Consider the following 16,253-nt stretch of genomic DNA (forward strand, 5'->3'; position numbering starts at 1 on the left):
TTAAACGTGTTTCGACAAATAAATATTGAGAGTGATATCTACGACTATTAACTACATATCTATTTGATAGCAATCTGATAGTGTAGGCAGAAACCCTTATTTTACTATAGATGACAGGCACCATCCAAATTCTGGATGGTGCCTGTCACTTTTATTAGTCACTCTATTAGATGTCCTTAATGAGAAGAAATAGATATTTAACAATTATAGGGGACGTAACTGAAAAATCAAAAACTTCTATGATTACGTGAATTCAGGAAACAAGGTGGAATTAAGGTTACAAAATCGAAAAGGCTTGAACCCGGAAATTCATAGGTTCAAGCCTTCACTATTTTCTTCACCAATAAGGGGAGTGAATTCCCTTATTTATCTTGCTGTCATTCCGCCATCGACAACGAACTCTGACCCTGTACTATAACTAGATTCATCTGAAGCAAGGAACAAAACCAAGTTCGATACTTCTTCAGGTTTTGCAACACGGCCGTTCGGAATGTATTTCGCAAATTCTTTAACGGCGTCTTTTGTTTCTTCTTGGACAATCATTGGTGTTTCGATGACACCTGGATGAACGGAATTCACGCGAATGCCATAGTGAGCCAAGCTAAGCGCAGCGGCTTTTGTCATGCCTCTGACAGCAAATTTCGTATCGGTATAGCCAATCGCACCCCCAACAAGTCCATTCATCGAAGAGATGTTCACAATTGAACCACCATTTGCTGCTTTCATCGAAGGGATAACCGCTTTCATTCCTAGGAATACCGACACTTGGTTGATCTCAACGATACGTTTGTATTCTTCTAGAGTCATTTCTTCGATTGATTTATTCATCGTAATTCCGGCGTTATTTACTAACACATTCGCTGGGCCAAATGCATCCTCCGTAACAGCAACTGCTTGCTCCCAGTTTTCTTTGTTGGTGACATCCAGTTTGATGAACCTTGCATTGTCTCCTAATTCTTTGGCAAGGGCTTGTCCTTCTTTTTCCAGGATATCAGCAATCAAGACTTTTGCTCCTTCTTTGACAAACAACCGAGCGTGACTCGCTCCCATTCCTCGTGCTCCACCCGTAATAATCGCTACTTTATCAGCTAATCGGCTCATGGAAAATACCTCCTGATGGGTTTTATTTTTGGTCTTCAATATGTTTTAGAAGCTTCTCTTGAATGTTAAAATACTGATTGATTTCCTCTTCATTTAAGGCTTCGAAATGTTGCATAAATAAGGTTTGACCAATTGCTTGTGCTTCAGACAGTGCCTTTTCACCAGTAGGAGTAATCCGCAATTGAATAACCCTACGGTCTGTTTCATCTAACACTTTTTCAACAAGCCCTAAGTCCAAAAGCTTTGTCGCAATATTCGTCATTGCCCCTTTTGTATAGCCGAGCTTATCAGCTAGTTCCACTTGCTTTTGAACCCCGTTCTTTTTTAAATCGGATAACACCAGTATTGGAGATATCCCAAGCGGGTAGGGGAATGCTTTTGTGAACCTAATAATGTTTTCGTTATTAATTTTATCAATCATATGAATAAGTTCAAAAAGATCCTTTTCTTGCAAATTATCCTCTCCATCCCTAGCTTAGCGAAGCATCGTTGTCCCACCATCTACCATGATAGTCTGTCCTGTAATATACCTAGAATCTTCGGAAGCAAGAAACACGGCAACAGTGCCAATATCTTTTTCAATATCGCCGAAGTAACCCAATGGTATTCTACTTTTGACTTCTTCATAATATTTCGGTTGTGCTTTTGCCCATGCCTCGACACCTGGTGAATTGGCAATCGGGCTAATGATGTTCACATTAATCCCAAATCGGCCCCATTCATTAGCAGCTACCCTAGAGACCCCTCGAATCGCTTCTTTTGCGGCCGCATACGCAGCTTGAGTCTCATGCCCATTTAACCCTGCACCAGACGCGAAATTAATCACATTTCCCTTTGACTCTTTCAAATATGGAAGCGCTTCCTGCATTAAGTAAAAGGTAGGATAAAACCCAGTTCCAAAGGACAAATCTAAATCTTCTTGTGTAGTTTCTTCAATGGTTTTTTGCTTAGAAGCATGGGCGTTATTTACGAGAACATCCAGTCTTCCGTATTTTTTAACCACCGTGCTTACAATTGTACCGAGGTTTTCTCGATCCATTAGATTTGCTTTTAGAAACATGGATTGTGGTGAGAACGCTTGAAGTTCTTTTTCCATGCTTTTACCAGCTTCTTCATTTAAATCAACAATCGTGACAATGGCCCCTTCTTTCACCATTGACTTCGCAATTCCACTACCAATCCCATTAGCACCACCGGTAATGATAACAACTTTATCTTGAAGTTTCCCCATTAGGATCATCCCTTCCAAAAGTAGTTTAACATTAAACTATTCAAATATAGTTTAGCATTAAACTACCTTTTTGACTAGAATAATAGTAATCTATTAGTAATCACCGTAAATATTTCTGAGGAGTAGTTACAATGATGAATAAGTTAATAAAGGTTCTCCCGTTACCAAAGATTCCACAACACTCTGGAGATAAAGAACAATGGGGAAATGTATTTAATATTCTTGGTACAGAGCTGCCTTCAGACTATACGAAATTTATTGAAAGTTATGGAACTATAGGAATAGATAACTTTCTATGGGTTCTTTCCCCATTTGTTGAAAATGAAAATTTAAATCTGATACAAAAAGGGAAAGTGATTAGAGATTCCTATCAAGTATCAAAAAATAATTACCCTGAATACTTTACTCATAATATTTATCCTTCAGTTGGTGGGCTTCTTCCCTGGGGTCTTACTGATAACGGTGACGAATTGTACTGGTTGACAGAAGGAAAGCCTGATGAGTGGAAAATCGTTGTATATGAAACAAGGTCATCTGAGTATCATATTTACCCATTATCAATGGTAGAATTTTTATATCAAACAATAACGAAGGAGCTAGTTTGGGAAGCCTTTCCTGATGAATTCCCAAGTGATGAAGTATCAGTGATTTCAGTAAATGTTGAATAGGTAGTATTTACATAATCAAGGACCGAATTGGGGGTCCTTGATTTATATTTAATTATTATCAACAATATTATTGAACAGAGCCTATAAATAAAGAAAAAATGGATCATGTTTCGTTAACCGGCAGGATACTGAAAAAGGCAGCCTAAAAAAATTAGGCTGCCTTTTACTGTATCTAATTCAATTGTAACATTCATTTCCAACTAATATCAGTCTTTATTTATGTTAATAAACTGATAACCTTATTATAGATTTGACGGGAGGTTTTATTGAATGATAGAGTATCGGATTAACAACATTGGGGATTTCTCACCAAAGGTCGGTGAACTTGCATCTATGTTAGAACATACAAGAGCAGTTACATTAGAAGAGATAAAGGATTTAAGTGAAGAAGAATTGGATTATTTGATCGATGAAGGTTCCAATACGATCGGTTCTCTTTTACTCCATATCGCCTCAATGGAAGTTGTACATCAGGTCATATCATTTGAAAACCGAGATATTAATGAGTTGGAGCTTAAACAATGGAAATCCGCACTAGAACTTGGTGAAGATGCCAGAAAAACCATTAATAAAAATACTGTTAATTACTATATGGATGAATTGTCTAAAGTCAGAGAGAAGACTTTAACACACCTCAAAGGATTAAAGAATGAATGGTTATTTGAGGAGAAGGAATGGGGAAATGGAGTTCCATATAATAATTATTACCTTTGGTTTCATGTTTTTGAAGATGAAATTAATCATCGTGGTCAAATTAGAATGATTAAACGTTTGCTGTTTAAAAACAAATAAGCTTTTATACCTTGAATCTTTGGAGGCTTTAATAAAATAAAAGCCTTAAAATTGACAAGTTCAGAGCAATAAACTCTGAGCTTGTTTGTGTGCTATTTGCTTTTTTAACTGTGGATTCAAATGTTATTCATATTGTAATTTTAAGTTCTCTCCACTAGCGTTTTTATGTTTTGTTCCCTTTACCCCTGTCCTTTTTTCACTCTTCTCTCTATATAAAGGGTGAAGGGAGGTGAGAAACAATGGCACAAGCAATGTTAAAGGATTCCCGCATCACATTAATGTTTGAGACTGGCTTGAATGAGAAAGGCGAGCCAATCTTCAAAGGGAAATCTTATGCGAATGTAAGGAAAGAGGCGACTGCTGATCAACTGCATCAGGCAGCAACAGCACTAGGCGGACTTTGCGCGTATCCTCTTAGCTCGGTAGAACGTACTGATAATTACGATCTTATCTAATCTGATGGTAGGGAAGGAAGGAGGTGAAAAGCATGGCGAAGACGTTAGAGCTTCAATTTGGGACGGACCTAGGGAAGGTCGCTCGATTAACAGTGGATAACCCAGTTGAACCAATCGATCCAGCTGCTCTTAAAGTGGCAATGGAAGCGATTATTGCATCGAACGCATTTTTCTCTAGCTACGGGTATCTCGTATCCGTCGGCGGTGCCCGCGTGGTCGAACGGAATGTCACAGAATATGAAATCATCTAATCAATAAAGAAGGCCGGATTCCATTAGGAACCGGCTTTTCCTATAATTCGGTGAAAAACCAATAGAGAGGAGGAAGGACCATGCAAGAGCTCATCCCACTAATAAGTGAAGTAGGGTTTCCGGTTGTTGTCACCTTATACTTGCTTCATAGAATCGAAGCCAAGCTTGACACTGTTGTCCAATCCATTCAGAATCTGCCGAATCAGATGAAGGAAAACGATTATCAGGATAGGAAGATCATATGAGGAAAAAGGGTCAATCAATGGCCCTTTTTCTCTCAATTGAGCAAGGGGGTCCATAGGGACAGTTCCTAGTCCAGGATGGACACGTGGGTAATTTACACTGTCATGCTTCACAATTTAGGTCATCTTTTACATAAAAATGAGATTAAATGAATTCAATCATAGCCAAAGGAAGCAGTGAGCTGTGTCCCATAAAAAATTGTGGACCAACAGTTGACGGAGATACAATATGCCTGACCGAAAGTGAGGGAGTTTAGCACATAATCTATATGTTTCTACTATTTAATGCTTCATCATATTCAGGTAGCGGAATTTTAAAGGGATATTTTGTTGTAATTCTCCGTAGACACGTTTTTTTGATCGTGGTATTAGGTGAATCCGCCCCCTTTTTCCTTAGTTTCTTTCTTCAATTTGTAAAATCCGCATTTACCTTAAGTTGCTTGTCCAGACAGAATTGGAGGAAACCGAATATGGTATAGAGATTAAAGAGAAAGGAGGGGAAACGATATGTCAGGATATGGCGGTGGAGGCAACAGCACATTTGTGTTGATTGTGGTTCTATTTATTCTTCTTATCATTGTTGGTGCAGGCTACTAACAATGAAAATTAGCTTGAACAAAAGAGGCTTGCCACTCGGCTAGCCTCTTTTGTTATGGAGTTTTAGCTACATATGTGATGGACCTAATCCAGAGTTAGAATAGTAAAAGGAAAAAGCTGCCGAGTGTTTCTCGACAGCCAAAGAGGGATGATGAATAAAAGCATGAACCATTTTACTGTTTAACTTTCATCGTCATCTTTTTCTGAATATACGTTCGAAACGTACATTGCGATCTTTAGTACCTTTTCGAGGTCTAGCTTACTAAAAATGTCTGAGACTGGAAAAGGATCCCTTGGACGAGGTGGCGGTGGTGGTGGTGTGGGCAGAGTGATGGCTTCGTTTTGAGCTAGTGAATATAATGTTTGGTTTAGGCTTTCACAATACTCTTGGAGTCTCATTGACGATCTTTCCTGCGCTTCCATATTAGCAAGAAGGTTCGTTAACGCTTCTTGTTGTTGTGCCATTTGTTTTTGTAAGTCCTTAATAATTGTGTCTTGGGCTTGTACCCGGTCTGATAAATCATTCACCAATGAAGATAGTTTTTTATCTTTTGACATTCCATGTATCCCTCCTTTCATCTGCCAATAACAAGACAGTTCTTTAAAACAAGTCCCACCATAGCGTATGATTTACGCATTGCGTTTGTATAGACAAACTGTTTAGAATGGAGAAAATGGGGGAAAGACAGAGGGACATTTTAGACATGGAGACGGTTCTCTTTTTTTTAAAAAACAAAGGAAAGTTTGAGAAACCAATAGCTTTCCATTTTAATGGATAAAAAAGAATAATGAAGTAGATCTGTTACTTGGGCATAACTGAGTAGCGGGTTTTATGATGCTTCGTTCATCATGCAATACTATGATATGCTTGTACCAGAAACGGTCAAATATTTTCGTGAAATGTTAATCTGCCCGAAAAGAGGTATCCAAGTCATACATGGTATACCTTCTTTTGACCCATTCAATTATTAGGAGAGTAATGAACATGAAGATTTATGTGGATGCCGATGCATGCCCGGTAAAAGATATTATTATTTTTGAAGCAAGAAATGAAGGATTCCCAGTTGTTCTTGTGACCAGTTTTTCTCATTTCTCCAATAAGGAACAACCATCAGGAGTCGAGACGGTCTATGTTGATTCTGGAGCAGAAGCAGCCGATTATCGGATTATGGGCTTAGCTAGAACGGGCGATCTGATTGTGACGCAAGATTATGGCCTCGCTTCACTTGGGTTAGCGAAAGGGTGCACCGTTCTTCATCATAAAGGTTATCGTTATACGAATGAAAATATTGACGAACTGTTACAGTCACGTTATTTGAGCGCCATGGCCCGCAAAAGCGGCAAACGGACAAAGGGGCCCAAACCCTTTACAGAAGAGGATAGAGAAAAGTTTAGAAAACTCTTCAAATTAGCTATTTCACAAATAGAGAATACATAGGGGATACACGGCACCGACGCAATCCTAGTGGATGGTTCCTCGTTAAATGGCAATAAAATAAGGCACTACAGTATAAAACGTCTTTTCTGCCACATTTAAATTTGTGGGAAAAGACGTTTTCGTTAGGTAATGAACCTTGTCCTACGGTGAAGAAAAGCATAAACCCTTAGAGATATGGGACTGACACGAATGCTCAAAATTTGATTTAACCATAGGAATAATTTTAACAGTTTCAATTAGCTTGGTTGGTAAAAATACCAACCTTTACGAAGCTATCTAAGATGTATCTCGATAAGTTAAATCATTCATACTCACAATTTGAAAAATTCCCTTTTTGTATCATCGAATAAAGTGTCTTTTTTCTTCTATTAGATCTTTCATTCCTTTATTAGAAGTGGTCGGATAAGCTGCTGGGGGGATCATTATGTACGGGCTCACTACAGAATTGAATTCTCCAAGTAAAGGAAAATGTTAATCTATCAATACCTATAGGTAGATTTTTAAAAGTTCACGCAGGTCAACCGGTGTTCTTGTCGAAACCTAGACATATGGAAATTCATTGAATTGGAGGAAAAATCGATGGCAGAAGTTTTGTTGTTACACCATGTTTTAGGTCGAACGAAGGGGATAGAAGAAATTGCTGATCAACTGAGAGATGCGGGACATACTGTGCACGTGCCAGATTTATTTAACGGCCGTATATTTTCCTCACTAGAGGAAGGCTTGGCCTTTGTGAAGGAAATCGGTTTTGCAGAAGTAAGGGCGCGCGGCGTTCGGGCAGGCAGTGAGCTCTCGCGCGATGTCGTCTATGCTGGTTTTTCACTCGGTGTCCCGGCAGCACAGCAGCTCGCTCAAACTCGGGAAGGCGCCAGAGGCGCACTGTTTTTTCATGCTTGCCTCCCGACCTCGGCGTTTGAATCTCAGTGGCCGGCCGATTTGCCTGTGCAAATTCACGCCATGAGTGAAGATCCTTTTTTCATTGAAGATGGCGACTTCAACGCGGCCCGTGAGCTTGTGACGTCGGCCAATCATGCCGAACTTTTCCTGTACGAAGGCAAGGAACATCTCTTCACCGATAGTAGTTTACCGTCTTACAATGCTGACGCGACAAAACTTGTAATCAAGCGAGTTCTCGATTTTCTGGCATTTCAGCAACTGGGACATAGCTAGACAACAATAGTAAGAAAAGCGAAGAGTGCCTGTTTAAGAACCTTGACTGGAGCAAATCAACGGAGATAATGAAATCATTGAACCAAATTGCCTCGTTCGCTTCCTTTCATCAATTGTTAAACGAGATCTACGTCCCAACCAAATACGAACGAAGTACGGAGGGATATATGGTTATTTTAATAAGTGATGTAAGTAGTACGGGTAAAACCTTGATGGGCCAAAAGTTACTAGAAAAATACCATATTCCCTATCTTTATAATAAATAGCGGTGACCAAGGAATATAGTAGATGAAGTAGAAGTTGGAGAATTATCCAGAAGAGAATCAGCAGAAAAAGAGAATGAATAAGGAAAAGCTGAGAGGGGAGCGGATGCAATGTACACTTTAATGAAATTCGAGGATTAAAGTGCTCTTCAAGAAACGCTCCCGTTTGCTTCAATGAATGATTTAATCTTCAATTACTTCGATTAAATCGGTATGTATTTTAACAAAATAACTTTCTAAATTAAGGTTAACCAAAAATAGTTAACATTTTGTTAATCTTATAATACGAAAGGTCAGTCAGTTTAATATAATGACGGAGGACTATCATCCATCGTATTAGTAAGAATTAAATATATTAGTATATTAGCACCAGGTAATAAAATAAAAATTAGTCTTACTGCCAAAGAAGATATATTGAAATACTCAGCTATACCTCCACAAACACCACTTATAGACTTATCTTTTGAAGACTTTTTCAACTTGTTTTTCAATAAATCCCCCTATTAATCAAGCATGACTTGAATAAATACTCAAAAATATCCAATGCTCTTGTTAAAAATTATGCTTTTGTTCGTGTCTAAGAAATAATTTCTTATCCATATAAGACCCATAAAATTCCAAATTACCATTTAATTATCAAATTATATCACAGTTTAGTTAGCAATTATTGTGCAATATGGTATGTAGTTTTAAATAAAAAAATAGTCCATTTTGAAGTACAATTTAATGTTTGGTACTCCAGTCTGAACTACTTACACTCACTTAGAGTGTTTTTAATTTTGGAGAAAACAGGGATATTAAGATTTAATCTTCAATGACTTCGATTAAATTGGTATGTATGTTAACAAAATAACCTTCTAATAAATGTTCTAACTTTCCATTAAGTTCGTAATACTTATTGTCCGCTTTTTCTATCATACGATAAAAATCATTCTCTAGATTCTCGTCATGTTCTAAAGCTACGTATAATTGCCACAATGGTTCAAGGTGCTCGTTCAAAATCACAGCATAATCATGAGCATCTATTTTCTCAAGAATAAGGATTAGCTCTTTCTTGTAATGATTTATGCCTACCTCATTGATATAATCAGAAAACCACGTAAATAACATTTCATGCCCGCCGCTTTCAAGTTCTGAATAATATTGAAATACAAGGAAAGCCTCATTAGTGGTTTTATTTCTGTAGGGAAATCATATTTGCATATCTCTTCGATAACAGCATTCCATATATCCTCATGATTCAGTAAAGCAGTTCTGTTCATTGTAGGCTTCAATGTATTCCCTCCATATAAGTAAGTGTACTCTATCCTCTAAAGTCTATTCCATAGTTTTTATTATACACCCGTGCAAGTGCTCATCCTACTATGAACAGATTATCCTTTCTTGATAACCAGTTTAAAAATGTCGGTATGTTAGCCTCGGGAAAAGTTCAATAATCAAAACAATAGCATGTGAAGCACAGAAAAGCTCCCCAGAGAATACTAAAAGAGAAGGTCTTACCTATGAGAGACCTAAATGGGGATATCGTCATCCGAACACAATGATTAAAAGGAAGTGCATCACTTGGCTTAAAGACATGATCGAACAGTTTACAAGGATGAATGTTCAAGAAATAGCGGTGACCAGGGAAAATATAGAGGTTTAAATAAAAGTTGAAGAATAATATAGAAGAGGATTAGCAGAAAAAGAGAATGAGCAAGGAAAAGTTATGGAAGGGGGAGTTGATTTTGACTAATGACTGGAAAACAATTCTTTCGTAAAATAGAGGAGTTATAGAATAATAATCAAAAAAATGTTGATGTTGGCCATTGTCGAAGGGCTGTATAAATGGTGGTGATAAAAATAAAAACGCTAGCCTTATATATTTTTGGGTTTGTTCGATTTGTTATCTTAGTTATATCGATAGTATTGAGTATGTGGTTCTTCATAGTAGCTATATTTTCAGGGATTGCTGCAATTGGAGAAACTCAAGAAGAGTGGGTTTATGTATTAACACAATATCTATATTTTCTGGTTTGTGCTTTAGTAATAGGTTTGATGAACGAATTCGAAAAGAAAATAAATAATGAGGATTATGATATAAGCACAAATATGTGGTTACTCGATTTATATATGCTTATATTAATAGCTCATTATGAATTACCAAAAAAACTATTAATGAAAATGATGGGGAGTTCTAAGTGAAAGGCCAGGTCAAGTTACCTGGTTTTTGTGTTGTGGAATGTTTTAAGCATGATACTTGCAGGGATCAGTAAAAAAAAGTGCTTTAGTCATTTCTAAACTTTAATATACTAGTGAAGAAATGTTTTACATTTAAAAAGCTGTGAGTTCAAATACACGATTTTCCACAACCGAGCGGAAAAGTGGAAGATTCAATGTGGATCAGCAACTCTTTTTTCTTATTCGACTAAAGGAGCAGTTTTCCACAATCGGGACATTTTTGAATAAGATTACAAAAAAAGTCGATTTCCCAACATAAAAGGAAATCGACTTTTTTGCAAAAAATCAAATATCAAGATTATTTTCTGAATCCTATTTTTCTTTATTATAATCTTCCTTTTTATTAATTGTATTCAGTACAAAACAAACTATGGCTGTAATAGCTAGAGGAAGAAAAGCCATATGAACCTCTGACAAAGCATCTCTCTTAGCGTAAAGTATTAATACAAAACTGGAAACAATAACATATGTTATTACTATAATGATATTCATTACAAATCTATGTTTATTTTTCATAATGTTCTCCTCTATTTCCATAGCAATTAAGATATAATACTTTCATTATAATTTATAAAGTGATGCAAGGTAAGGTAAGAACCGGATTGCTGTTAAATGAAATTTATTAAATATGAGCTTCTTGTTTAATCCAGAAACGGGCGTGATTGTAGAATAAACGCCTCTTTTTCTTCTTCAACTAAAGGGTGGGATTGTTCAGCAAGAATATTCGTTTTTTCACTAACGGTGCAGGTTTGTAGAATATAAAGACTGTCGTAATGGCAGTTTTATATTTTTAACTTTTTTAAATGAATACCTTGCATTATATAGTAATGTGAAATATATTTAATTAGGAGGTGGACAAAATTGGAAGTGAATAAAGAAGTTTTAAAAGGTCATATTGATACGCTTATCCTCTCGTTATTGCATAGCAGGGATATGTATGGATATGAATTGGCTAAATTGGTTCGAGAAAAAAGTAATGAACAGTTTGAATTAAAAGAAGGTACGCTTTATTTGTCTTTAAAGCGATTAGAAAAAAATAAATGGATTTCTTCCTACTGGGGGGATGAACAAGGACCAGGAGGAAGAAGAAAATATTATAAACTTACACCTTTAGGTGAAGAAGGTTTTGAGGAAAAACGTTTGGAATGGGAATTTGTCAAAAAAATTATTGATTCGTTTTTAGAAGGAGGAAAGAAGCATGAAACAAATTGAAGCATTTGTTGATTCGGTTTATCAAAATGTAGGAGGAAACAAAAAAGAAATACAAGAATTAAAAGCAGAAATGAAAAATCATTTGTTAGAGGCAGTTCACGAGTTAAAAAATGAGGGGAAAACAGAGCAAGAAGCTATCAAAATTGCCATCGAGCGTTTCGGTGGAGAACAAGAAATGCGTTCTGTTGTCGGTCAATTGTTTAAAGCACAGAAAACATTTGCAAAAAGGGTACTTTATATAGCTTTTACATTCCTTATTTGTAGTTTCATTGCATGGGGGGTTATTTGGGGGAATGAGTTGAAAAATGCTAATGAAAACTCTGCTATTATTACAAATATATTGAGTATAGTTAAGAACAAAGAAGTAATTTCGGAAGATATGAAAGAGGAAATCGAAGCATTAGTGCAAGACACAGACCATATCTCGAAAGTTGAAATTATCAACGCAGGTGAGGGTGGAGTAACTTGGGAAGATATTGATAATTACTTTGACTATGTTAGAGAAGCGAAACCAACTTACCAATATGAAAGAGAGTTGTGGTCTCCTGAATGGCTGCTTGTTGACTATTTCACATATGGATTTGGAGAAGATGATAATGAATGGTTTGTAAATATTGAACATAGAAATTTTGATACTCTTGTGCCATTAAGTTTGTATATTGGTTTTGCAGTATACGCAACTTTATTTACCATTTGGGCAATCATTAACGCTTATCATCATAGACGATTGAATACTGGTTGGGTTATTGCTTTTGCTTTATTCAATGTGATTGGTTATTTGGTTTATTTTTTAGTTGGGAAAAAGGTTCAATCAAACACAATTAGTTGATTTCTACTTGAACTAACGGGTGCGTTAATCCAAGAAGGATAACCACCTTTTTTATTACTTATTGAACAAACGGTGCAGGTTAGTTGAAGAAGGATGATTGTTTCTAATTGCCGAATTATTTAGATTAGCCAAATAAGGAGTTGTTCCCACATGCAACGGATAAAACTTTTGATTAAAATGTTCCTGAATGAACCTTTGTGCTTGTTCTGTAATATGTATTTTCCTATCTATTAGGTCATTATTTTAGTTTTAGTTTTATAATAGATTGTAATTAGCATATAAAAAGATGAAAATTAAAAACGGTTGCTTTAGTTAAACAATCAGATGAATCTATAAAACAATCTAGGAAAGTTAATATCCTAGTCCTTTTGTTTTGCAAAATTTTTTTATAATCTCGACGCTTCTTAAACGAAAGCACCATGCAGTTTACCATGACTAAACAATTTATTTGCTTAAATTTACTATGACTAAAGGTAACTCCGACAAATCATTAACGATGGAATCTGCCTCAACATGATCCCAATGAAAGTCTCTTTTCCAAATGCCTTTCATTCCTACATGTTGAGCGGCTTTTACATCATTCTCAGGATGGTCTCCCATAAATATGCTTTCATTTGGTGAAATCTTAAGTTTCTCTAATGCTCTGAGAAATATTTTGGGGTCTGGCTTTTTCATTCCTTCCCATTCAGATATTAAAATCGTATCAAAATACTGATCTATACCCAATGACTTAATATTATCCATTTGAAATTGACCATATCCATTTGAAATGATCCCTAAAACAAGATGGTTACTTTTCAATTCTTTCAACATTTCGTTAAGGTTAGGAAAAGGAACACAGTGATTCTTAAATTCACGAACATAATCTTGGAGCAATGCTTCCCAAGTGATATCAGCAATCTTACATTCATCAACTAATTGCTGATATACTTTATCTTTCCAAACATACCCACGGTTATCTAATTCTATAAAACGTGACACATACTGGTCTTTTGGAATATGACCTATTAGTTTAGCTAACCTGTCATATTGCCTCTCGATGAACATTCTTACTGATTCATCTCTGTTTAATAACGTTCCGTCTAAATCAAATAACACAGCTTTAATCACGATTGAAGACACTCTCCCAAACTTTAGAATAACTAACCTACTCTCTAGTAAAATAGCACCTGCGCATCTAGTAAGAACATACGTATTAGCTAGAGTGAAATTTCATACACACTAAATGATTATGGCTTCACAACGTCAACAATCAGGGAAGGGAAGTCATCACCTGGGTTTCGAGGGTCATACTTCTTGGAACGAAAAATGACACTACTTTTCTATCCCAATCATTCTGATAAAAGTTACCTTGCTCATCAAAATACTCAAATAAATGTAACTTTATACCCAACCTGGATAATTATGATAATCCACTGCACCAATAACTAGCTTTATTTCAACCCGAGTTATAACCATCGCTTTCTCCTCTTAAGCTTAATTCCTTACTATTTTCGACCCAAAACATCATTTTCCTACTCCAATTAACCTGTATCTATAATTAAATAATAAAGAACGAAATTCCATCCAATATGGTAAAATTTATTCTTAGTTGCAAAATTTATATAACTAAGTAGCTTTCATTCCTAGAGTAAGAAATCTTTGCTGCAACTTAAATGAACAATTTTATACATATATCGTCCTAAAGACTTTCTGAAGCGAAAAGGAGAGGAAATAAATGATAAAAAAAGCATTAACCATAGTGGCAATGGTAAGTTGTGTTCTTTTAACTGGCTGTTACAGTCTTGAAACAGGGAATCCAACTAAAGAATCTAAACAAGTATTAAATGAAATGCTAGGGGAATGGGATGTAAAAGATACTTTTATAGAAACAGATAATACCAGTGAAGTACCGATAGTCCCGATCCTTCAAACTTATAAAATATGGCAAATCGTGTATAGCGATCATCGGGGCAAAGAAAGAAGTTTCTTTCTAAATAATAAAGGGGAAGAAACTGTGCCTCTTTACGAATTAAATAGAAATATGGAAAGAATTTTGAAAAATGAAATGAGAAGGATATCGCCTGATTTTGATATCAAACATTTGCGGTTGAGTGATCCCTATTATTTTGGTTACAACGGAAACATTGATATAAATGATGAAGACTTTTACAAAAAACACAAAAAAATCTATAACGTAAAGGACTTTAAGTTTACGAACTATTTTAAGGATAATACAGCCTATATTGAATTCAATCATGACTGTGGACAGGTAGCGGGAACATCTAGTGAAGAAACGAGGATTCTTTGTAAAACAGAAGTAGATGAATTTGTTCAAAAGATTCCTCATTTTAATGGTGTCATTACTGTTTTTTCTAATGAAATAGTCGATTATTTTTATTTACAAGGGAAAGAAGTACCTGTAGAAAGTTTAGAGTCGCAAAAAGGAGAATCTATTTTAGAAAAATACGAAAATTTAGTAAGAGAAAGGTATCCAAATTTAAAGATTTCTTAATAAGAGTCCAGAGAATGTACATACGATTATAGTTCGAACCAATGAATGAGCTTTTTCTACCATAAACCAATAGAGAAAACAGGGGGAAATATATTGGTGGTTCATCTATATTTTTAGCTGCTTGTAGACATACTATTCCTTGATGGATGAATAGGAGGAAGTGATCATATGGAGAACAGGAATATAAAACTAACTACTGCAGAAATCGCAACACTTTGGAAAACATATATTCAAAACACTGCAGTAAGATGTTTTTACAAACATTTCTTTCAATCTATTCAAGATGATGAAATTAAATCAATTATTGAAGAGGTTACAGTTCTAGTTGAAACGATTATCCAAAAGGTTGAAACAATCTTCGAAGAAGAGAACTTCCCCATACCACAAGGATTTTCCGATAAAGATATTGATTATTCAGCACCTGCCCTATATACAGACTTATTTGCCTTAAGTTTTGTTTATCGTGGGGGACAAGTGATTATTCCTCAATATGCAAATAATCTTTGTAGAGTGAGTCGAATTGATATCTATCAATTTTTTGAAGAGTGTTTAAACAAGGAGGCAGAATTACATAAGAAAGCTTTGAATCTTATGCTTTCAAAAGGATTAATTGATCGACCACCAAATATGGAATATCCAAAAAATATTGAGTTTATTCAACAATCACCATCATTCATAAATAGCTTGTTAGGTGAGAAAAGACCTCTAAATACTATAGAAATAACAGAACTTTTTATCGAAATCGAAAGAAATGCCATTGGTTTAATCTTTCTAATGGGGCTAATTCAGGTAACAAAAGACAAAGAAATCAAGAACTATTTATTAAAAGGAAAAAAACTTGCGACCAAGCAAGTGGAAACCTTTAATAAGTTATTGAAAGAAAACGATCATTTCGTCGGATTCCCCATAACGATGGAGGTAACAAATTCAACAGTCTCGCCTTTTTCTGAACGATTAATCCTGTTTATAATAAGTACTTCAAACCAAATTGCAATTTCTGCACTGGCAGATGCATTGTCTGTCTCAATGAGAAAAGATTTAGCAGCCCATTATTTTCTTGTCCTAGGAGAGGTAATGAAGTACGGTGACGAAGGGCTTAAACTTTTGATTGAACGAGGGTGGATGGAGCAACCTCCACAACCCATTGATCGGAATGAATTTTATAAATGAACGTTAAGGATTAAGTTATTATTAATGGAACAGGAACGATTAGAAAATCTAGATGAAACACTTATGCTCTATAAAGTAACTGGAGTTTGTTTAATACATAAGCTTATTTGCATTTGGATT

21 protein-coding genes and 1 pseudogene are annotated in these 16,253 nt (G+C 35.7%); 13 read left to right on the top strand and 9 right to left on the bottom strand.

From position 1 onward, the window contains the following. Positions 1-366 precede the first annotated feature (366 nt). Genes H0185_RS21820 through H0185_RS21830 form a run of 3 tightly spaced genes read right to left on the bottom strand, consistent with a single transcriptional unit; the run spans position 367 to position 2,332 of the window. Positions 367-1,101, bottom strand: coding sequence for a glucose 1-dehydrogenase (locus H0185_RS21820; protein ID WP_221875619.1), 735 nt, complete (start codon positions 1,099-1,101; stop codon positions 367-369). 22 nt (positions 1,102-1,123) lie between these two features. After that, a complete protein-coding gene (locus H0185_RS21825; RefSeq protein WP_246629355.1) occupies positions 1,124-1,555 on the bottom strand; it encodes a MarR family winged helix-turn-helix transcriptional regulator in 432 nt (143 codons plus the stop codon). A 21-nt stretch (positions 1,556-1,576) separates the two neighbouring features. Beyond that, entirely contained in the window at positions 1,577-2,332 is a 756-nt protein-coding gene (locus H0185_RS21830) for an SDR family NAD(P)-dependent oxidoreductase (protein WP_221875620.1), read from the bottom strand. Between the two features lie 131 nt (positions 2,333-2,463). Here H0185_RS21830 and H0185_RS21835 point away from each other — a divergent pair, with 131 nt between their 5' ends. From H0185_RS21835 to H0185_RS21860, 6 genes are all read left to right on the top strand, one after another. Beyond that, positions 2,464-3,000, top strand: a complete 537-nt coding sequence (locus tag H0185_RS21835) for an SMI1/KNR4 family protein (protein WP_246629356.1) — start codon at positions 2,464-2,466, stop codon at positions 2,998-3,000. A 270-nt stretch (positions 3,001-3,270) separates the two neighbouring features. After that, positions 3,271-3,792: a DinB family protein gene (locus tag H0185_RS21840; protein WP_221875621.1), complete on the top strand. Its 522-nt coding sequence runs from the start codon at positions 3,271-3,273 to the stop codon at positions 3,790-3,792. 239 nt (positions 3,793-4,031) lie between these two features. After that, positions 4,032-4,247: a DUF1659 domain-containing protein gene (locus H0185_RS21845; protein ID WP_221875622.1), complete on the top strand. Its 216-nt coding sequence runs from the start codon at positions 4,032-4,034 to the stop codon at positions 4,245-4,247. A gap of 32 nt (positions 4,248-4,279) precedes the next feature. After that, positions 4,280-4,498 (top strand): DUF2922 domain-containing protein, encoded by a 219-nt coding sequence (locus tag H0185_RS21850; protein ID WP_221875623.1) that lies wholly within the window; start codon positions 4,280-4,282, stop codon positions 4,496-4,498. Between the two features lie 80 nt (positions 4,499-4,578). Continuing rightward, on the top strand, positions 4,579-4,743 hold the full coding sequence (locus tag H0185_RS21855; protein WP_221875624.1) for a YvrJ family protein: 165 nt from the start codon (positions 4,579-4,581) through the stop codon (positions 4,741-4,743). Between the two features lie 504 nt (positions 4,744-5,247). Then, positions 5,248-5,337, top strand: coding sequence for a YjcZ family sporulation protein (locus tag H0185_RS21860; protein WP_221875625.1), 90 nt, complete (start codon positions 5,248-5,250; stop codon positions 5,335-5,337). A gap of 180 nt (positions 5,338-5,517) precedes the next feature. On the opposite strand, the gene H0185_RS21865 is transcribed toward H0185_RS21860, so the two are convergent. Next, entirely contained in the window at positions 5,518-5,895 is a 378-nt protein-coding gene (locus tag H0185_RS21865) for a hypothetical protein (RefSeq protein WP_221875626.1), read from the bottom strand. A gap of 427 nt (positions 5,896-6,322) precedes the next feature. On the opposite strand from H0185_RS21865, the gene H0185_RS21870 reads away from it, so the two are divergent. Further along, positions 6,323-6,775 carry a YaiI/YqxD family protein gene (locus H0185_RS21870; protein WP_221875627.1) on the top strand — a complete coding sequence of 151 codons (453 nt, stop codon included), beginning with the start codon at positions 6,323-6,325 and terminating at the stop codon, positions 6,773-6,775. Positions 6,776-7,354: 579 nt separating this feature from the next. Next, entirely contained in the window at positions 7,355-7,945 is a 591-nt protein-coding gene (locus H0185_RS21875; RefSeq protein ID WP_221875628.1) for a dienelactone hydrolase family protein, read from the top strand. A gap of 565 nt (positions 7,946-8,510) precedes the next feature. On the opposite strand, the gene H0185_RS21880 is transcribed toward H0185_RS21875, so the two are convergent. Both H0185_RS21880 and H0185_RS21885 read right to left on the bottom strand, forming a co-directional pair. Continuing rightward, on the bottom strand, positions 8,511-8,699 hold the full coding sequence (locus H0185_RS21880) for a PspC domain-containing protein (RefSeq protein WP_221875629.1): 189 nt from the start codon (positions 8,697-8,699) through the stop codon (positions 8,511-8,513). A gap of 313 nt (positions 8,700-9,012) precedes the next feature. Continuing rightward, positions 9,013-9,318, bottom strand: coding sequence for a hypothetical protein (locus tag H0185_RS21885; protein WP_246629357.1), 306 nt, complete (start codon positions 9,316-9,318; stop codon positions 9,013-9,015). 717 nt (positions 9,319-10,035) lie between these two features. On the opposite strand from H0185_RS21885, the gene H0185_RS21890 reads away from it, so the two are divergent. Further along, a complete protein-coding gene (locus H0185_RS21890) occupies positions 10,036-10,392 on the top strand; it encodes a hypothetical protein (RefSeq protein WP_221875630.1) in 357 nt (118 codons plus the stop codon). A 348-nt stretch (positions 10,393-10,740) separates the two neighbouring features. Here the strand turns inward: H0185_RS21890 and H0185_RS21895 are convergent, their stop codons facing one another. Continuing rightward, entirely contained in the window at positions 10,741-10,944 is a 204-nt protein-coding gene (locus H0185_RS21895) for a hypothetical protein (RefSeq protein WP_221875631.1), read from the bottom strand. A gap of 345 nt (positions 10,945-11,289) precedes the next feature. Here H0185_RS21895 and H0185_RS21900 point away from each other — a divergent pair, with 345 nt between their 5' ends. Together H0185_RS21900 and H0185_RS21905 are read left to right on the top strand one after the other, a co-directional pair. Next, a complete protein-coding gene (locus H0185_RS21900; protein ID WP_221875632.1) occupies positions 11,290-11,640 on the top strand; it encodes a PadR family transcriptional regulator in 351 nt (116 codons plus the stop codon). Further along, positions 11,627-12,469, top strand: coding sequence for a permease prefix domain 1-containing protein (locus H0185_RS21905; protein ID WP_221875633.1), 843 nt, complete (start codon positions 11,627-11,629; stop codon positions 12,467-12,469). Before H0185_RS21900 ends, H0185_RS21905 begins: the two co-directional genes overlap by 14 nt. Positions 12,470-12,913: 444 nt before the next feature. Here the strand turns inward: H0185_RS21905 and H0185_RS21910 are convergent, their stop codons facing one another. Continuing rightward, positions 12,914-13,579: an HAD family hydrolase gene (locus H0185_RS21910; RefSeq protein WP_221875634.1), complete on the bottom strand. Its 666-nt coding sequence runs from the start codon at positions 13,577-13,579 to the stop codon at positions 12,914-12,916. 119 nt (positions 13,580-13,698) lie between these two features. Then, positions 13,699-13,844 (bottom strand): annotated as a pseudogene (locus H0185_RS24125) (class I SAM-dependent methyltransferase); the annotation flags it as partial. A gap of 342 nt (positions 13,845-14,186) precedes the next feature. Between H0185_RS24125 and H0185_RS21915 the strand changes: the two are divergent. Together H0185_RS21915 and H0185_RS21920 are read left to right on the top strand one after the other, a co-directional pair. Further along, a complete protein-coding gene (locus tag H0185_RS21915) occupies positions 14,187-14,963 on the top strand; it encodes a hypothetical protein (protein ID WP_221875635.1) in 777 nt (258 codons plus the stop codon). Between the two features lie 168 nt (positions 14,964-15,131). Further along, a complete protein-coding gene (locus tag H0185_RS21920) occupies positions 15,132-16,133 on the top strand; it encodes a DUF3231 family protein (RefSeq protein ID WP_221875636.1) in 1,002 nt (333 codons plus the stop codon). Positions 16,134-16,253: the final 120 nt, after the last annotated feature.

This window comes from Mesobacillus maritimus, from assembly GCF_019749255.1.
GTDB lineage: Bacteria > Bacillota > Bacilli > Bacillales > Cytobacillaceae > Mesobacillus_B > Mesobacillus_B maritimus_A.

Coding starts and splice junctions, on each gene's coding strand:
- H0185_RS21830 (WP_221875620.1), bottom strand. CDS start 2,332: ATGGGGAAACTTCAAGATAAAGTTGTTATCATTACCGGTGGTGCTAAT.
- H0185_RS21840 (WP_221875621.1), top strand. CDS start 3,271: ATGATAGAGTATCGGATTAACAACATTGGGGATTTCTCACCAAAGGTC.
- H0185_RS21890 (WP_221875630.1), top strand. CDS start 10,036: ATGGTGGTGATAAAAATAAAAACGCTAGCCTTATATATTTTTGGGTTT.
- H0185_RS21855 (WP_221875624.1), top strand. CDS start 4,579: ATGCAAGAGCTCATCCCACTAATAAGTGAAGTAGGGTTTCCGGTTGTT.
- H0185_RS21905 (WP_221875633.1), top strand. CDS start 11,627: ATGAAACAAATTGAAGCATTTGTTGATTCGGTTTATCAAAATGTAGGA.
- H0185_RS21860 (WP_221875625.1), top strand. CDS start 5,248: ATGTCAGGATATGGCGGTGGAGGCAACAGCACATTTGTGTTGATTGTG.
- H0185_RS21915 (WP_221875635.1), top strand. CDS start 14,187: ATGATAAAAAAAGCATTAACCATAGTGGCAATGGTAAGTTGTGTTCTT.
- H0185_RS21885 (WP_246629357.1), bottom strand. CDS start 9,318: ATGTTATTTACGTGGTTTTCTGATTATATCAATGAGGTAGGCATAAAT.
- H0185_RS21845 (WP_221875622.1), top strand. CDS start 4,032: ATGGCACAAGCAATGTTAAAGGATTCCCGCATCACATTAATGTTTGAG.
- H0185_RS21870 (WP_221875627.1), top strand. CDS start 6,323: ATGAAGATTTATGTGGATGCCGATGCATGCCCGGTAAAAGATATTATT.
- H0185_RS21875 (WP_221875628.1), top strand. CDS start 7,355: ATGGCAGAAGTTTTGTTGTTACACCATGTTTTAGGTCGAACGAAGGGG.
- H0185_RS21920 (WP_221875636.1), top strand. CDS start 15,132: ATGGAGAACAGGAATATAAAACTAACTACTGCAGAAATCGCAACACTT.
- H0185_RS21895 (WP_221875631.1), bottom strand. CDS start 10,944: ATGAAAAATAAACATAGATTTGTAATGAATATCATTATAGTAATAACA.
- H0185_RS21850 (WP_221875623.1), top strand. CDS start 4,280: ATGGCGAAGACGTTAGAGCTTCAATTTGGGACGGACCTAGGGAAGGTC.
- H0185_RS21865 (WP_221875626.1), bottom strand. CDS start 5,895: ATGTCAAAAGATAAAAAACTATCTTCATTGGTGAATGATTTATCAGAC.
- H0185_RS21820 (WP_221875619.1), bottom strand. CDS start 1,101: ATGAGCCGATTAGCTGATAAAGTAGCGATTATTACGGGTGGAGCACGA.
- H0185_RS21835 (WP_246629356.1), top strand. CDS start 2,464: ATGATGAATAAGTTAATAAAGGTTCTCCCGTTACCAAAGATTCCACAA.